Annotated in this window: 15 protein-coding genes and 1 tRNA gene; 9 read left to right on the forward strand and 7 right to left on the reverse strand. The window is 66.2% G+C overall.

The window, feature by feature from the left end:
- Positions 1–43: 43 nt before the first annotated feature.
- The gene (locus J4O76_RS01115; RefSeq protein WP_426279813.1) at positions 44–628 is read right to left on the reverse strand and encodes a cob(I)yrinic acid a,c-diamide adenosyltransferase; all 585 of its coding nucleotides are present in this window, start codon (positions 626–628) and stop codon (positions 44–46) included.
- A gap of 148 nt (positions 629–776) precedes the next feature.
- On the reverse strand, positions 777–1,007 hold the full coding sequence (locus tag J4O76_RS01120) for a twin transmembrane helix small protein (RefSeq protein WP_056052241.1): 231 nt from the start codon (positions 1,005–1,007) through the stop codon (positions 777–779).
- Positions 1,008–1,090: 83 nt separating this feature from the next.
- On the opposite strand from J4O76_RS01120, the gene J4O76_RS01125 reads away from it, so the two are divergent.
- Positions 1,091–1,441 (forward strand): DUF3147 family protein, encoded by a 351-nt coding sequence (locus J4O76_RS01125; RefSeq protein ID WP_426279814.1) that lies wholly within the window; start codon positions 1,091–1,093, stop codon positions 1,439–1,441.
- 319 nt (positions 1,442–1,760) lie between these two features.
- On the opposite strand, the gene gluQRS is transcribed toward J4O76_RS01125, so the two are convergent.
- A complete protein-coding gene (gene gluQRS, locus J4O76_RS01130) occupies positions 1,761–2,591 on the reverse strand; it encodes a tRNA glutamyl-Q(34) synthetase GluQRS (RefSeq protein WP_426279815.1) in 831 nt (276 codons plus the stop codon).
- A gap of 92 nt (positions 2,592–2,683) precedes the next feature.
- Between gluQRS and J4O76_RS01135 the strand changes: the two genes are divergently transcribed.
- The 3 genes from J4O76_RS01135 (at position 2,684) to ppc (ending at position 6,431) form a co-directional block, all read left to right on the forward strand.
- Positions 2,684–3,250 carry an HNH endonuclease gene (locus J4O76_RS01135; protein ID WP_056052248.1) on the forward strand — a complete coding sequence of 189 codons (567 nt, stop codon included), beginning with the start codon at positions 2,684–2,686 and terminating at the stop codon, positions 3,248–3,250.
- A 25-nt stretch (positions 3,251–3,275) separates the two neighbouring features.
- A complete protein-coding gene (locus J4O76_RS01140; protein ID WP_426279816.1) occupies positions 3,276–3,650 on the forward strand; it encodes a hypothetical protein in 375 nt (124 codons plus the stop codon).
- Between the two features lie 105 nt (positions 3,651–3,755).
- Complete coding sequence (gene ppc / locus J4O76_RS01145) at positions 3,756–6,431, forward strand: phosphoenolpyruvate carboxylase (RefSeq protein ID WP_426279817.1); 2,676 nt, start codon at positions 3,756–3,758, stop codon at positions 6,429–6,431.
- Between the two features lie 114 nt (positions 6,432–6,545).
- Here ppc and J4O76_RS01150 read toward each other — a convergent pair whose 3' ends face one another.
- Entirely contained in the window at positions 6,546–6,938 is a 393-nt protein-coding gene (locus J4O76_RS01150) for an acyl-CoA thioesterase (protein WP_200924201.1), read from the reverse strand.
- Positions 6,935–8,989, reverse strand: coding sequence for a S9 family peptidase (locus tag J4O76_RS01155; protein WP_426279818.1), 2,055 nt, complete (start codon positions 8,987–8,989; stop codon positions 6,935–6,937). The genes J4O76_RS01150 and J4O76_RS01155 overlap by 4 nt, the downstream gene beginning before the upstream one ends.
- Before the next feature lie 466 nt (positions 8,990–9,455).
- Here J4O76_RS01155 and J4O76_RS01160 point away from each other — a divergent pair, with 466 nt between their 5' ends.
- Entirely contained in the window at positions 9,456–11,255 is a 1,800-nt protein-coding gene (locus J4O76_RS01160) for an aminopeptidase P family protein (RefSeq protein WP_426279819.1), read from the forward strand.
- A gap of 6 nt (positions 11,256–11,261) precedes the next feature.
- On the opposite strand, the gene J4O76_RS01165 is transcribed toward J4O76_RS01160, so the two are convergent.
- Positions 11,262–11,399 carry a hypothetical protein gene (locus J4O76_RS01165; protein WP_165895508.1) on the reverse strand — a complete coding sequence of 46 codons (138 nt, stop codon included), beginning with the start codon at positions 11,397–11,399 and terminating at the stop codon, positions 11,262–11,264.
- An 89-nt stretch (positions 11,400–11,488) separates the two neighbouring features.
- On the opposite strand from J4O76_RS01165, the gene J4O76_RS01170 reads away from it, so the two are divergent.
- Positions 11,489–11,563 (forward strand) — tRNA-Thr (locus tag J4O76_RS01170).
- Between the two features lie 87 nt (positions 11,564–11,650).
- Here J4O76_RS01170 and J4O76_RS01175 read toward each other — a convergent pair.
- A complete protein-coding gene (locus J4O76_RS01175) occupies positions 11,651–12,739 on the reverse strand; it encodes a Gfo/Idh/MocA family protein (RefSeq protein WP_426280387.1) in 1,089 nt (362 codons plus the stop codon).
- Between the two features lie 42 nt (positions 12,740–12,781).
- Between J4O76_RS01175 and J4O76_RS01180 the strand changes: the two genes are divergently transcribed.
- The 3 genes from J4O76_RS01180 (at position 12,782) to J4O76_RS01190 (ending at position 16,328) form a co-directional block, all read left to right on the forward strand.
- The gene (locus J4O76_RS01180; RefSeq protein WP_426279820.1) at positions 12,782–13,675 is read left to right on the forward strand and encodes an aldo/keto reductase; all 894 of its coding nucleotides are present in this window, start codon (positions 12,782–12,784) and stop codon (positions 13,673–13,675) included.
- The gene (locus tag J4O76_RS01185; RefSeq protein WP_426279821.1) at positions 13,672–14,739 is read left to right on the forward strand and encodes an LLM class flavin-dependent oxidoreductase; all 1,068 of its coding nucleotides are present in this window, start codon (positions 13,672–13,674) and stop codon (positions 14,737–14,739) included. The genes J4O76_RS01180 and J4O76_RS01185 overlap by 4 nt, the downstream gene beginning before the upstream one ends.
- A gap of 341 nt (positions 14,740–15,080) precedes the next feature.
- Positions 15,081–16,328: an MFS transporter gene (locus J4O76_RS01190; RefSeq protein ID WP_426279822.1), complete on the forward strand. Its 1,248-nt coding sequence runs from the start codon at positions 15,081–15,083 to the stop codon at positions 16,326–16,328.
- Positions 16,329–16,407: the final 79 nt, after the last annotated feature.

Here is a 16,407-nt window from a genome sequence, read left to right on the forward strand (position 1 = left end):
ATCCTTCAATGCGTCGCCCAGTACCGCAACGCGCGAAAGCCGATCACGCCTGCGCGCGCGTAGCCCCCGGTCGCCATAGAACGTCGCCGGCCCCGTTTTGGTTCACCGCCCGCGACGCCACGAACAGGAAATCGGATAGCCGGTTAACATACGCTAATGCCGCCGGATTCAGCGGCAAATCGTGCGTCGCCGCGACCGCGGATCGCTCCGCGCGACGCGAAATCGCTCGCGCCAGATGCAGCGCTGCAGCCTGTGGCGATCCGCCCGGCAGGATGAAGCTCCGCAACGGCGCGAGGTGCACGTTCATCGCATCGATCTCTCGCTCGAGTCGCTCGACCTGCGCCGGCACGATCCGCAGTACCATCTCGGAAGGCTCGAATCCGTCGTTACCGGCGGGAGTCGCAAGGTCGGCACCAAGATCGAACAGGTCGTTCTGGATGCGCTCCAGCGCAGTGGCGAGCGGATCGTCGCCGAGCGCCACCACTGCCACGCCAATGGCGGAGTTCGCCTCGTCGACATCGCCGATCGCCTGCATCAGCGCACTCGCCTTCGACACCCGCGACCCGTCGACCAGCCCCGTCGTGCCGTCGTCACCGGTTCGCGTGTAGATCTTGTTGAGCTTGACCATCGGTCGATTCCTTCTGTCCGACCATGCTGTGCCACAAGTCCGTCACCCCAGCGAAAGCTGGGGTATCCCTCGTGGCTCGCGACATCCGCCTAACGTTGAGATCCCAGCTTGCGCTGGGATGACGGTGGTTAGGAAAGCGCGTTAGACCCTAGTTCCGCCCCGCCGCGAACAGGATCACGACGACGATCAGGATCGCCAGCGCCTGGAAGAAAATCCGCTGCTGCATCATCCGATTCGATTTGAGCGACGCCGCGCTCGGGCCGTTGCCGTCGCGAACCTGCGCAGTCCCCTCCTGCAGGAACGACACGACGCCCCGCACTAGGGCCACGACGGTCGCGATCATCGCCGCGATCAGGAGGATGACGAGGAATGTGTTCATGGACTGAATGTAAGCGCGCGCGCCGACGCTAGCAATGGCAAGGATAGTGTTGCGGACACGCTTGTGATGCGCGCAAATGCTGCATGTTATACTTGACGCTGAAAGCCTTGATTTCCGGCATTCTTATCGCCGCCGCCTCGGAGATCGCCAAGCGCTATCCCGGCTTCGGCGCGCTCGTGGCGTCGCTGCCGCTGGTGTCGGTGCTCGGCATGATCTGGCTCTGGCGCGACAAGCCCGACCCACGGACGATGGCCGCACACGCCGGCGCGACCTTCTGGTACGTGCTGCCGTCGCTGCCGATGTTCCTGCTGATCCCGGCGATGCTGCGACATGGCGCGCCGTTCTGGGCATCGCTGGTGGCCGGGTGCGTACTGACGATCGCGCTGTATGCTGCGATGACTTGGGCCGCGCCAAGGCTGGGGATCGAGCTGTAGCGCACCCATACAAGCAAAAGCCCCCCCCAAAAAAGAAGCAACACCCCGGCGAAGGCCGGGGCCCAGTTGGAAAGGTCGCAGTAACGAAGCGCAGCGTTCAGTCGACAACGTCCCCCAACTGGGCCCCGGCCTCCGCCGGGGTGGTGCGAGATTACTGACGTCCCACTCTCCTCATTGTTTCCCCGCGAAGGCGGGGACCCAGACTGGGCTCCCGCCTTCGCGGGAGAACAAGGAAGTGCAGACTGCGACCTTTTACGACCGCATCGCCGCCGAAAGTTGCAAGCACCGATTGATCCCCGCGCTGACCGCTGGAAACCTATTAACCCCCACCCCGCACCCGAGCCGCCAGTACCACCCCATCCTCCCCCGCAGCCCGCATCTCAGCCAGCGACAAAGCCCCGTCCCGCTTGGCCAACCGCCGCCCCGTCGCATCCACCACCAACGGATGATGATGATAGCGCGGCACCCCCAACCCCAGCAAAGCCTGCAAAACCCGGTGCACGTCGGTCGCCGCGAACAGGTCCACCCCACGCACCACGTCCGTCACGCCCTGCGCCGCATCATCCAGAGTCACCGCCAGATGATAGCTAGCAGGCGCATCCTTCCGCGCCAGCACGACGTCCCCCTGCGCCAACGGATCGGCGACAACCGTCCCCGCAGTCGCATCGTGCCACGCGAGCACGCCGGTAACCGCCACAGCCTTCGCCATGTCGAGCCGCCAGCAATGCGCCAGATCCCCCCGTGCAGCGGCCTCGTCCGCGGTCAGGCCCCGACACGTCCCCGGGTAGACCGGCCCGACATCCCCCTGCGGCGCCGACGCGCTCGCCGCGATCTCCGCCCGCGTACAGAAACACGGGTAGACCAGCCCGCGCGCCTTCAACTGCTCCAGCGCAACATCATACGTCGCCAGCCGTTCCGACTGGAACACCAGCGAATCCCACCGTAACCCGAGCCAGGCCAGGTCCTCCAAGATCCCCGTCACGAACTCCGGCCGGCTCCGCGTTCCATCGATGTCCTCGATCCGCAGCAGGAACCGCCCACCCCGCTCACGTGCGTGATCGTGCGCGCGTATCGCCGACACCACGTGGCCCAGGTGCAACCGCCCCGTAGGGCTCGGCGCGAACCGCGTTACGACCGGTCCGTCGCTCACCACGCTTGACCGACCGCCACGCGGCGTGCTGTCATGCCGGTGTCATCGCTGTCGTCCATAGGGCGCTCTGCGAAGCCTGAGTGGGAGGAGCCGTGTTTCACCCCGATCTGATGCGTCATCCGGATGGTTGTCCGGCGCTCGTGCTGAATGCCGACTACACGCCGCTTTCCTACTATCCGCTCAGTGTCTGGCCGTGGCAAACCGCGGTCAAGGCGGTGTTCCTCGACCGTGTCGACATCGTCGCCACTTACGAACGCGAAGTCCGCAGCGCCAATTTCGCGCTGAAGCTGCCCTCGGTGATCGCGCTCAAGCAGTTCGTCCGACCGTCGCAATTTCCCGCCTTCACTCGTTTCAACCTGTTCCTGCGCGACAAGTTCACCTGCCAATATTGCGGCAAGCTGCGCGATCTTACCTTCGACCATGTCGTCCCCCGCGCGCAAGGCGGTCGTACCACCTGGGAGAACGTCGTCACCGCGTGCTCGCCCTGCAACCTCAAGAAAGGCGGGCGCACGCCAAAACAGGCGGCGATGCCGCTGCACATCGAGGCGATCCGCCCGACCAACTGGCACCTCCAGGAACACGGCCGCAGCTTCCCGCCCAACTACCTGCACGACACGTGGCACGACTGGCTCTATTGGGACATCGAACTCGAAGCCTGACGGCATCGATACGACGGGAGATTCTATGCAGGTGAAACTGGTAACGGCGCTCGCCGCGACGGGAATTCTGGTGTCCGCGTGCGGCGACAAGGACGCCCAGCGCGCGCAGGCCGACGCCAACGCGGTCGGCTTCGTGCCGCCTTCGGTGACGTCGCGGCTCGATTTCGGCGCCAGCATGGAGCGCCGCTTCCGCACGCTCGACCGCAACGGCGACGATCGGGTTACCAAGGACGAACTCCCCTCGCCCAACGCGCGCATCAAGGCGTTCGACCGCAACAAGGACGGCGTCATCACCGCGATCGAGTGGAGCGAAGGCACGCTCGCCTGGTTCGACAGGATGGACCTGAACCACGACGGCACGGTGACGTCGGAAGAGCGCGCGGAGTCGCGGAAGCGCTGATCGGTGCAACAATCTGTCGCTCGGAGGTCCGTCGAAGCGACTATTTAAGCGTGTCGCCTAGCGTTCACGGTTGACCTGATCCCTGCCGCAGCGCAGCAGGGAATCATGGCAAGCCTCCCCGCAATCGCGAACAATTCCGACATCCGCTTCCTCGGCAAACTGCTCGGCGACGTCATCCGCGCCTATGGCGGCGAGCGGCTGTTCGCGGCAACCGAGACGATCCGCAAGGCGTCGGTCGAGCGCCACCGCGACGCCTCCGAAGGCAAGCCCGGCGACGATCGCGCGGTCGATCTCAGCCTCGAAAAACTGAGCCTCGACGAGACGCTCGATTTCGTCCGCGGCTTCATGCTGTTCTCGATGCTCGCCAACCTCGCCGAGGACCGCCAGGGCATCGCCGCGGAAGACGGCGCCGACCTCGCCTCCGCAATCGCCCAGCTCGAATCCGAAGGCATCGACCGCGCCCAGATCCGCACGCTGCTCGACCACGCGCTGATCGCCCCCGTGCTCACCGCGCACCCGACCGAAGTCCGCCGCAAAAGCATGATCGACCACCGCAACCGCATCGCCGAGCTGATGGCGTTGCGCGATCTCGGCCGCGACACCACGCCGGATGGCGACAGCGTCGACGACGCGATCCTCCGCCAGATCGCGCTCCTCTGGCAAACCCGCGTCCTCCGCCGCGACCGCCTCTACGTCACCGACGAGGTCGACACCGCGCTCAGCTACCTCCGCGACGTGTTCCTCCCCGCGCTCCCCGCGCTTTACCAGCGCTGGGACCGCGCCCTCGGCGAACGCACGCCTAGTTTCCTGCGCCCCGGCAGCTGGATCGGCGGCGACCGCGACGGCAACCCGTACGTCACCGCGGATTCGCTCAAGACCGCGCTGTCGAAGGCGAGCGAAGCCGTGCTCGGCTACTACTGCGACGCAGTGCACGCGCTCGGCGCCGAACTCTCGATCTCGACCGAGCACGCCCCCGCCGAAGCCGCCGTGCAGGCGCTGGCCGACGCCAGCGGCGACGATGCCGCGAGCCGCAGCGACGAGCCGTATCGCCGCGCGCTCTCCGGCATCTACGCCCGGCTGTCCGCGACGCACGACGCGCTGACTGGCAAGCACGCCCCCCGCCCCGGCCGCCTCGTCGGCGAGCCCTATGCGAACCCCGCCGACTTCCGCGCCGACCTCGTCACGCTCGCGCACGGGCTCGGCATCGCGCTGAAGACCGGCGGCGCGCTCGGCCGGCTGATCCGCGGCGTCGAGACGTTCGGCTTCCACCTCGCCACCTTGGACCTGCGCCAGAACAGCGCCGTCCACGAACGCGTCGTCGCCGAACTGCTGAAAGTCGCCGGCGTCGAGGACGAGTACCTCGCGCTCGACGAAGAAGCCCGCGTCGCGCTGCTCCGCCGCGAACTCGCAAACGCCCGCCCGCTCACCTCGCGCTTCGCCGAATATTCGCAGGAAACCGCCGGCGAACTCGCGATCGTCCAGGCCGCCGCCGACGCGCACGCAGCGTATGGTCCCGCGTGTATCACCAACTACATCGTGTCGATGGCGCAGTCGGTCAGCGACCTGCTCGAAGTGAACCTGCTGCTCAAGGAAGTCGGCCTCTACCGCCCCGGCGAAACCCCGACCGCGGCGATCATGGCCGTGCCCCTGTTCGAGACGATCGGCGATCTCGAAGCCGCCCCCGCCGTCATGACCGCCTGGTTCGCGCTCCCCGAGATCTCCACCATCTCGAAGGCGCGCGGCCATCAGGAAGTGATGATCGGCTATTCCGACAGCAACAAGGACGGCGGCTACCTCACCTCCACCTGGGAGCTCTCGAAAGCCTCGACCGCGCTCAAACCCGTCTTCGCAGCCGCCGGCGTCGGCATGCAGCTGTTCCACGGCCGCGGCGGCGCAGTCGGGCGCGGCGGCGGCTCGGCGTTCCGCGCGATCCGCGCGCAGCCGTCGGGCACCGTCCAGGGCCGCATCCGCATCACCGAGCAGGGCGAAGTCATCGCCGCCAAATACGGCACGCGCGACGCCGCAATGACCAATCTCGAAGCGATCGCGTCGGCCACGTTGCTCGCCAGCCTCGAACCCGAACGCCTCTCCAATGCCGACAACGCCAGCTTCTCGGCCGCAATGGACACGCTCAGCGACACCGCGTTCCACAGCTACCGCGACCTGGTCTACGGTACGGAGGGCTTCCGCACCTTCTTCCGCCAGATGACCCCGATCGCCGAAATCGCCGGCCTCAAGATCGGCAGCCGCCCCGCCAGCCGCACCAAGTCCGACCGCATCGAAGACCTCCGCGCGATCCCCTGGGTGTTCAGCTGGGCGCAGGCGCGCGTCATGCTCCCCGGCTGGTACGGGGTAGGCCGTGCGATCGCCGATTTCGAGGACAAGGCGCTGTTGAAGGACATGGCGCAAGGCTGGCCGCTCTTCGCCTCCGCGCTGGCGAACCTGGAGATGGTGCTCGCCAAGTCCGACATCGGCATCGCCGAACGCTATGCCGGGCTGGTCGAGGACGGCAAGCTCCGCGAGATCTTCACCACGATCCGCGACGGCTGGCACCAGACCCACGACGGGCTTCTGCAAGTCACCGGCCAGTCGCGCCTGCTCGAAAAGCACCCCGCACTGGACGCTTCAATCCGCCTCCGCCTGCCGTATATCGAGCCGCTCAACCTCCTCCAGATCGAACTGATCAAACGCCGCCGAGCAGGCGAGGACGACCCGCGGATAGGCGAAGGCATCCTCCTATCCATCAACGCCATCGCCACTGCCCTGCGCAACAGCGGCTAAAACTACTCCCTTCCCGCTTGCGGGAGGGGTCGGGGGAGGGGGTGTGCCCCACCAACCGGACGCCAGTACGTACGTCGCGCCCTCCCCTAACCCCTCCCGCAAGCGGAAGGGGGATTACGAGTAAAACGGCGCAGCGACATCCTCGCGCACCCGCATCAACCGCCCAGTCGCGCGGTCGAGCAAAGCCCAAGTGGTCACCGCCTGCAGCTTCACCTTCCCATCATCCCCGACGAACCGCACATGCCGATCGAACCGAGCCCCCTTAGGAGCCCCCTCGACCCAAGTCTCACCAACGACGGTCTCCCCCGCAACGACACTCCCGCGGTAATCGATCTCATGCCGCGTCACGACCCACACATACGCCAGCTTGTGCTCCGCCGGCGCCACAGCCTCCCAATGCGCGGTCGCAATAGCCTGGATCCACTGCACCCAGACCGCATTGTTCACATGCCCAAGCTCGTCGATATCCGCGTCCTGCGCCGTGATCGAGAGCGTGAACCGGCTCACCCCGCGACGCCAAGCTGCCACAGCACGAACGCATGCTCCTCCGCGCCCTCACGCAGCGATTCGAACCGCCCCGACTTGCCGCCATGCCCCGCGCCCATGTTGGTCTTGAGCAGCAGCACATTGTCGTCGGTCTTCATCAGCCGCAGCTTGGCCGCCCACTTCGCCGGCTCCCAATAGGTCACCCGAGGATCGTTGAGCCCCCCGCTGATGAACATCGGCGGATAAGCCTGCGCCTTCACGTTGTCGTACGGCGAATACGACCGGATCAGCTCGAACGCAGCCTCGTCCTCGATCGGATTACCCCACTCCGGCCACTCGCCCGGCGTCAGCGGCAGGCTCTCGTCGAGCATCGTGTTCAGCACGTCGACGAACGGCACGTCCGCGATCACCGCGCCCCACAGCTCGGGATCCGAATTGACCACCGCCCCCATCAGCTCGCCGCCAGCAGACCGCCCCGCGATCGCGATCTTCCCCGCCGACGTCCACTGCGCGTCGACCAGCGCCCTCGCGACATCGACGAAATCGTTGAACGTGTTCGCGCGCTTCTCGAGCTTGCCGTCCAGATACCATTGCTGGCCCAGATCATCGCCGCCGCGGATATGCGCAATCGCATAGGCGAACCCGCGATCGAGCAGGCTCATGCGGCCCGTCGAGAAGCCCGGCGGGATCGCATAGCCGTACGCGCCATACGCATAGAGGAACAACGGCGCCGACCCATCGCGCACGAACCCCGCCGGATACACGATCGAAACCGGGATCTCCGTCCCGTCCCGCGCAACGATCTTCAGCCGCTCGGTCGCGTATTTCGCCGCGTCATAGCCGCTCGGGATTTCCTGCACCTTGAGCATCGTCCGCTCACCGGTATCGACGTCGTAATCATACACAGTGCCAGGCGTGACCATCGACTCATACCCGAGCCGCAGCACCGTCATGTCGTACTCGGGATTGTCCCCCAGCCCTGCGACATAGCTCGCCTCGGGAAAGTCGATCCGCTTGCCCTCGGTCGGCGTCTCGTACCGGTGGATCGTGATCTGATCGAGCCCGTCCTCGCGCCCGTCGACGACGAAGAAGTCCTGATAGCACTCCACCCCGGTCATGTAGAACGTCGGGCTCGCCGGAATCAGCTCGCTCCACGCATCCGGCTCCTCGACCAGCGCGGTGCAAAGCCGGAAATTCGGATCGACGTCGTTGGTATGGATGAACAGCGTCCCGTCATGCTCGTCCACATCATATTCGCGGCCCACCTTCCGCGCCGAAACGAGGATCGGCACCGCCAGAGGCTCGTGCGCAGGCAGCAGGTACAGCTCGCTCGTCACATGGTCGCTGGTCGCAATCACGATCCACTTGCGCGAGCTCGTCTCGCCGACGCCGACGCGAAAGCCCTCGTCCTCCTCGTGGAACAGCACGACGTCCTCGGAGATCGGCGTCCCCAGCCGGTGGAACCGCGCATTGTCCGTCCGCCACTGCTCGTTCGCCAGCCCGTACAGGAAGCCCGCATCGTCCGCGGTCCAGACGATCTCGCTGAGCATCCCCGGGATCACGTCGGGCAGGTGCTCGCCGGTATCCAGATCCTTGACCCGAACCTCGAACCGCTCGCTCCCATTGTCGTCGATCGCATAGGCGAGATAGCGCCCGTCATTGCTGACCGAGAACGCGCCGAGCCGGAAATACTCGTGCCCCTCCGCCAGCGCCGGCTCGTCGAGCAACAGCTCGTCGTCACCGCCCGCAACGGGCTTCCGCCACCATTTCTTGTACTGCCCGCCGGTCTCGTACGCGGTCCAGTAGAACCAGTCGCCATCCTTCTGCGGCACCGAGGATTCGTCCTCCTTGATGCGCGCCTTCATCTCTTCGTAGATCGTGTCGACCAGCGCGGTATGCGGCGCCATCTGCTCTTCGAAATACGCGTTCTCGGCGGCGAGATACGCGAGGACGTCGGCGTCATCGACTTCCGGATAGTTCGGATCCTTCAGCCACGCATAGGGATCCTCGATCGTCACGCCATGCGTGGTGAAGCTGTGCGGCCGCTGTTCGGCGATGGGGGGCGTGGTCATGCCGGTGTGTTAGCCGTGCGGGGGGAGGATGCCAAACGCTGTGGTATTGGCAAGAACCGATCCCCGCCGCAACCACCACCCCGGCGAAGGCCGGGGCCCAATTGAAAAGGTCGCAGTAACGGCGCGCAATCCCTCGTTACCATCGTCCCCCAATTGGGCCCCGGCCTTCGCCGGGGGGCGGCTGGTCCTGCGAACCTGCACCAAGCTTGCTTCCCCGCAAAGGCGGGGACGCAGACTGGGCTCCCGCCTTCGCGGGAGAACAAGGGGGGCGGTGAAATCGATTTGCTAGTCTAGCGAATGTGCGTCCGGCGAGGTGTCGCCCCTCGCCGCTGTCCTACAAACCGCGTTTCTGCCACAACGCCCGGCATGACCCGGCAAACCCCGCTGCAATACCAACGGGACGCGCATCGCAACCTCGCCAGACTGTGAACTTTGTGAACTTCGGCCCCAACGAGAGACCCAAGACATGCCCCCGCTGACCGACCGCCTCACCGCCCTCCGCACCCAACTCGCCGCGCAAAACCTCGACGGCTTCGTCATCCCTCTCACCGACGAGCACATGAGTGAATATGTCGGCGGCTATGCACAGCGCCTCGGCTGGCTCACCGGGTTCGGCGGATCAGCGGGCACGGCGGTCGTGCTGGCCGACCGTGCCGCGATCTTTACCGACGGGCGCTACACGATCCAGGTCCGCGAGCAGGTCGATGGTGCGCAGTGGGACTATGAGCCCGTGCCGCAGACCAGCCCCGCCGCGTGGCTTGGCAAATACGCTCCCGAAGGCGGTCGGATCGGTTACGACCCATGGCTGCACACCGGCACCTGGGTCGCCGACGCCACCACCGCCCTTGCAGACCGTGGCGCGACGCTGGTTGCGGTCGACGTCAACCCGATCGATGCGATCTGGACCGATCGCCCCGTCCCCTCACCTGCCAAGCTGACCGTACAGCCAGACGAGTTCACCGGTGCCTCGTCCGCCGAGAAGCGCGCGAAGATCGCCGACTGGCTGTCCGAGCAGGGTGCCGATGCAGTCATCCTGTCCGCGCTTGATTCGATCGCTTGGGCGCTCAACGTCCGCGGCGGCGATGTCGATCACACGCCCGTGGCGCTCTCCTACGCGATCGTCGGCGCGGACGGCACGACCGACCTGTTCGTCGCGCCCGACAAGCTCGACGACGCGGTCCGCCAGCATTTAGGCAACGCGGTCCGCCTTCATGATCGCACCGCGTTCGCCGCTGCGCTGGGCACCTATGCCGGCAAGCGCGTCGCTGCCGACCCAGAACGCGCGGTCGCGGCAATTACGCAAGCGCTCCAGGCCGGTGGCGCGAAGATCCTGCCGCTGCGCGATCCCGTCGTGCTCGCCAAGGCGATCAAGAACCCGGTCGAGATAAGCGGCCACCGGGCTGCCTCGGCCCGCGACGGTGCTGCGCTCGCGCGCTTCCTGCGCTGGGTCGAGAGCGAGTGCGTGAAGGGCGGCCAAACCGAACTCAGCGCCGCCGCCAAGCTGCTCGCCTTCCGCGAACAGACCGGCCTGCTGAAGGACACCTCGTTCGACACCATTTCGGCGACCGGCCCGCATGGCGCGAGTCCGCATTACCACGTCACCGAGGAGTCGAGCGCACCGATCGAACCCGGCCAACTCTATTTGATCGACTCCGGCGGCCAATATGCGGACGGCACCACCGACGTGACGCGCGTGATGCCGATCGGCGAACCGACCGAAGAGATGCGCGACCGCTTCACGCGTGTCCTCAAGGGCCATATCGGCATCGCCACTGCGGTCTTCCCCGACGGCACGATGGGCGGCCAGATCGATGCGTTCGCACGCCGTCCGCTGTGGGAAGCCGGCCTCGATTTCGCGCACGGCACCGGCCATGGGATCGGCGCCTATTTGGCGGTGCACGAGGGTCCACAGCGGATCGCCTCGCCTAATTATCCCGGCGGCGCGGCGATGGAGCCCCTGCGCGCCGGCATGATGCTGTCGAACGAGCCCGGCTATTACAAGGCGGGCGAATACGGCATCCGGATCGAGAACCTGATCCTGATCGAGCCGCGTGCCATCCCAGGCGCCGACCGCGAGATGCTGGGCTTCGAGACGCTCACCTTCTGCCCGATCGAGCGCACGCTGATCGAGCCGGCGTTGCTGACAACCGAAGAGCGCCAATGGGTCGACGACTATCATGCACAGGTGCTGGCCGTCCTGACCCCGGAAATGACCGACGCGGCGGATCGCGCCTGGCTCACCGCCAAATGCGCACCATTGTCTTAAGGGCGGTCAGCTAGAGGAATCATCCTTGGTCGCAGGCGCAGCCCCGACGGCGCGCGCCTGCGCCTTCCTGCGCCGCAGGTTCTCGCGCAGCGCGGCGGCCATGCGCTCGGCCTTCTCCGCCGCCTTTCGATCCCGATCATCCATAAATATGCCCTACATTGCGGCGCGGTGCCTTGACAATCATCCCGCCCTCGTCTCTTAGCCCCACTCCGCCGGCAGCGATGCCGACGAGTGCTGCCGTAGCTCAGTGGTAGAGCGCATCCTTGGTAAGGCTGAGGTCGTGAGTTCAATCCTCACCGGCAGCACCATTTTCTTCCTGTATGTCACCGTGACGACCATCCCCTGCGGGGACACCGACTTCCGTCGGGGTCCGTATTGACGCTTCCGCGAACGTTCTAGAGCCCGAGTTCGGCCATCGTCACAACGCGGTGTTCACGGGCGCTGATCTCGGCGGCGGTGCCGATCGCGACGGCACGCAGGCCATCTTCCGCAGTGACCTGGACCGGCCCCTCCCCGCGGACCGCTGCGGCGAACGCAGCGTGCTGGTAGTAGGTCGCGCCTTCGTGCGAGCCGGCGGCCTTGGCGGCGGGATCGACGGCGACGTGGGCACGCTCGACCTGCTTCGGATTGAGGAAGCCGACACGCGGGGAATAGACCAGTTCGCCCGCGGGGATCAGCACGTCGAGGCGGGCGGCGTCGCCGGTGGCGGACATTTCCTCCTGGTTCTCGGCACCGTCGGCGAACATGCTGAGGTCGAGCATTGCGCGCACGCCGTTGGCGAAGTCGACGGTCGTGAAACTGTTGTCGATGATGTCGGGCCGCTGGCCGTCATAGCGTTCGTCGAGATGGTTCACGTCCATCGCGCCCGAGCAATACACGCGGACCGCTTCCGAGCCGACGATCAATCGCATCAGGTCGAAGAAATGGCAGCATTTCTCGACCATCGTGCCGCCGGTGTTGGCGGAGAAGCGGTTCCAGTCGCCGACCTTGGGGAGGAACGGGAAGCGGTGTTCGCGGATCGAGAGCATCTGGAGCCGGCCGACGCGGCCTGCGCGCACCTGTTCGATGAACGCGGCGGCGGGGGGCATGAAGCGGTATTCCATGCCGGTCCAGAACGGCTTCGCATGAGCAGCAGCGCGCTCGACGATCCAGCGCGCGTCCTCGATCGTCGTCGCCAACGGCTTCTCGCAGAGGATCGCGGCGTCCATGGCGAACAGTCGTTCGAGCACGTCGCGGTGCGTGTTGTTGGGCGAGGCGATGACGATCGCGTCGACATCGGCACCCTTCGCGAACGCCTCGACCGAGTCGAACCGCGCGACATTGGCGGCACGGTCGCCGAGCTCATCGCCCAGTGCATCTGTGGCCCAGTCGATCGAAGTCGCGACCGGATCGGCGATCGCGACGATCTCGGCGCCCGGCAGGATCGCCAAGTTGCGAAGGTGTTCGACGCCCATCATGCCCGTTCCGACGACGCCGTATCTGATCGTGGCTACCAAGCGGTCATTCCCTATGCCATGGCCGCCTGCATGACGACGATCCGCCTTTCCAACGACCTCCGCCCGCTCGGCAAGAGCGAAATCCTTGTTTCGCCGATAGCCTGGGGCATGTGGCGGCTGGCCGGAGAGATCGCCCCGGTCCACGCCATGATCGAGGCAGCCTTGGCGGCGGGGATCAACTTCTTCGACACCGCCGACATCTATGGCTGCGACGTGCCCGCCGGGTTCGGCTCGGCGGAGGAACTCTTCGGGCGTGCGCTGGCCGAAGACCGGTCATTGCGTGCGAAGATGGTGATCGCGACCAAGGCGGGCATCCGTCCCGGCATCCCGTATAATTCGAGCGCGACGTATCTTGCCGAGGCGCTCGACGCGTCGCTGACGCGGATCGGCGTCGAACAGGTCGACCTGTACCAGATCCACCGCCGCGACTTCCTGACGCATCCGCAGGAGGTGGGCGAGACGCTGACCCGGATGGTCGAGGCGGGCAAGATCCGCAGCATCGGCGTGTCGAACTACAGCGTGGACGAGTTCGACGCGTTGCAGGCTTTCCTAAGCCAGCCGATCGTCAGCACGCAGCCTGAGTTCTCCCCGCTGCAGACCGCGCCGCTGTTCGACGGGACGCTCGACCAGGCGATGCGGCTCGATGTCGCAGTGATGGCGTGGTCGCCGCTCGGCGGCGGGCGGCTGGCACAGGGCGATCATCCGGCGGCCAAGCTGCTGGCCGAGCATGGCGCGCGCTACGGCGTCGATGCGGCAACCGCGACGCTGGCGTGGATCATGGCGCATCCGGCGCGGATCATTCCGATCGTCGGGTCGCAGACTCCGGCGCGGATCGCCTCGTCGGCGGACGCGTACAAGGTCGAGTGGACGCGGGCCGAATGGTATGCAGTGCTGCAGGCCGGGATGGGCGAGAATTTGCCATGACGGATTTGCCTCCTTGCGAGATCAGCTGGTTCTCCGCGCTGTGTGACGACGATTACGAGTTTCTCGGCGTGCCCGACGAGGCTCTGAAGTCGAGCTGGGAGCATTGCCGCGACATCGTGATGCAGGCCGAGACCGCGGGCTACGACAACATCCTGCTGCCGTCGGGCTATGCGCTGGGGATCGACACGACCGCGTTCGCCGCGGGGATCGCGCCGATGCTCAAGCGGTTGCGGCTGCTGATGGCGGTGCGGATCGGCGAGAGCTGGCCGCCGCAGCTCGCGCGCCAGATCGCGACGATCGACCGGATGCTCGGCGGGCGCCTGGCGATCAACATCATCTCGAGCGACCTGCCGGGCGAGAAGCTGGAGAGCGCGCCGCGGTATGCGCGCACCGTCGAGGCGATGCACATCCTGCGGACGTTGCTCGACGGCAAGCCGCTCGATCATGACGGCGAGTTCTGGAAGCTGAAGGTCGATCCGCCGCGCGTGACGACGGTGTCGGGGGCGTGTCCGGCGCTGTATTTCGGGGGGCTTTCGGAGGCGGCGCGTGATGCGGCGGCGACCAATGCCGACGTGTACCTGATGTGGCCGGATACGATGGACGCCGTGCGGGCGATTGTTGCGGATTTGCGGTCGCGGGCGGCAAATTACGGGCGGACGTTGCGGTTCGGCTACCGCGTCCACGTCGTGGTGCGCGAGACCGAGGCCGAAGCACGCGCCGCCGCCGACCGGCTGTTGTCGAAGCTCGATGATGCCGAGGGGCGGGCTATCCGAGAGCGGTCTTTGGATTCGCAATCGGCGGGCGTGCGGCGTCAGGCCGAGCTGCGTGAAGGATCGGACGACGGCTATGCGGAGGCGAACCTGTGGACGGGCATCGGGCGGGCTCGGTCTGGATGCGGGGCGGCGATCGTTGGCGATCCGGACCAGGTTTTGGCTAAGCTGAACGCGTATCGGGCGGAAGGGATCGATGCGTTCATTCTCTCCGGGTATCCGCATGCGGCCGAGGCAGATTTGTTTGCGCGGCATGTGTTGCCGCGGATCGCGCATGGGCCTTTGGTTATTTAACGCCTCACTCAACTTCAGGCACCACCCCGGCGGAGGCCGGGGCCCAGTTGGAAAGGTCGCAGTAACGAAGGACTGCGCCCAGTTGGCACCGTCCCCCAATTGGGCCCCGGCCTTCGCCGGGGTGGTGTGGGGTCGGCGACGGCCCTCCCCCTCCCCTCCTTGTTCTCCCGCGAAGGCGGGAGCCCAGTCTGGGTCCCCGCCTTCGCGGGGAAACAAGCATGCTCGAAGGAGATGGCCGCCAAGCCAATCCGGAGTGAGCCCCTCCCCCTGCAACCAAATAACCGGCTCAGCGAAGAGAAACTGGCTGGCCACCGCGTGCCTCTCGTCCATGCTAGGCTCGTATGACAAAGCCTACCAAGACCGTCGCGCAACTCGGCGCCCGCGCCCGCGCGCTGCTGTTCGCGCTCGTCGTCACCGCGGGTATCCTCAACCTCGTCGACCGCCAGATCATCTCCGTCCTGAAGCCGATCATCGCCACTGACCTCGGCTGGAGCGACGATGATTACGGGACGCTCGCCGCATGGTTCCAGGGCGGCGCGGCGTTCGCATTCCTGTTCACCGGGTGGATCGTCGACAAGCTCGGCGTCAAATGGGCGAACCCGATCGGCGTTGCGGCGTGGAGCATTGCGGCGATGGCGCATGGCTGGGCACGGTCGATGACCGAGTTCGTGATGATCCGCGTCAGCCTCGGCGCGACCGAGGCGATGGGGACGCCGACCGGGATCAAGACGATCGCGTCCGTGCTGCCCAAGAACTGGCGATCGAGCGGGTTCGGCGCGACCAACGCCGCCAACAGCATCGGCGCGATCCTGGCGCCGCTGGCAATCCCCGGCGTCGCGCTGCTGGTCGGGTGGCGCGGGACGTTCGTCGCGGCGGGCGCGCTCGGGCTTGTCTGGGCCGCGGTATGGCTGATCGCGACGCGCCGCGTGACCTTCTCCCCGCCAAGTCCGGTCGAGACAGACGCCGCGCCTCCGACCGATTACGGACCGATCCTCCGCAACCGCCAGACCTGGGCGGTTGCCGGTGCGAAAATCCTGTCCGACGCAACCTGGTGGCTGCTGTTGTTCTGGCTCCCCGACTTCTTCCACCGGCAATACGGCCTGACCGGCGTCGCGCTCGGCGTCCCGCTCGCGATTGCCTATGGTGGCGCGGCGGTCGGGTCGCTGCTTGGCGGCGGGATTTCGACGCGGTTGCTGAGCCTCGGCTACAGCATCAACGCGGTTCGGAAAGGCATATTGCTGGTCGCCGCGCTCTGCGTGCTGCCGATCCCGCTGGTGCTCTACGCGGGCAACTACGCGGTCACGATCGGGCTCATGGCACTGACGCTCGCCGCACATCAGGCATTCTCGACCAATCTCTTCGCGCTGATCGCGGACGTCGTGCCACAGGACAAGCTCGGTCGCGTGACCGCGTTCGGATCGTTCAGCGGCAATGTCGGGGGGATGGTGATCGCCAAGGTCGCGGGGCTCGTGCTCACCGCGGGCCTCGGCTATCTCTCGCTGTTCGTCTTCGCGAGCGTCTCGTACCTGCTCGCGGTCGGCTGGATTCAACTGCTGCTGCCGGTGCTGCGGCCAGTCGAGCATCGCTAAAGCTGACACGAAGCGGCGCAATGCCGTTCTTTATACCCATCGTCAGAATGGGAATTAAAAGACGCTATCATTTCGGGAG

Origin of the sequence: Sphingomonas sp. NFX23 (assembly GCF_049887795.1) — a bacterium.
Lineage (GTDB): Bacteria > Pseudomonadota > Alphaproteobacteria > Sphingomonadales > Sphingomonadaceae > Sphingomonas.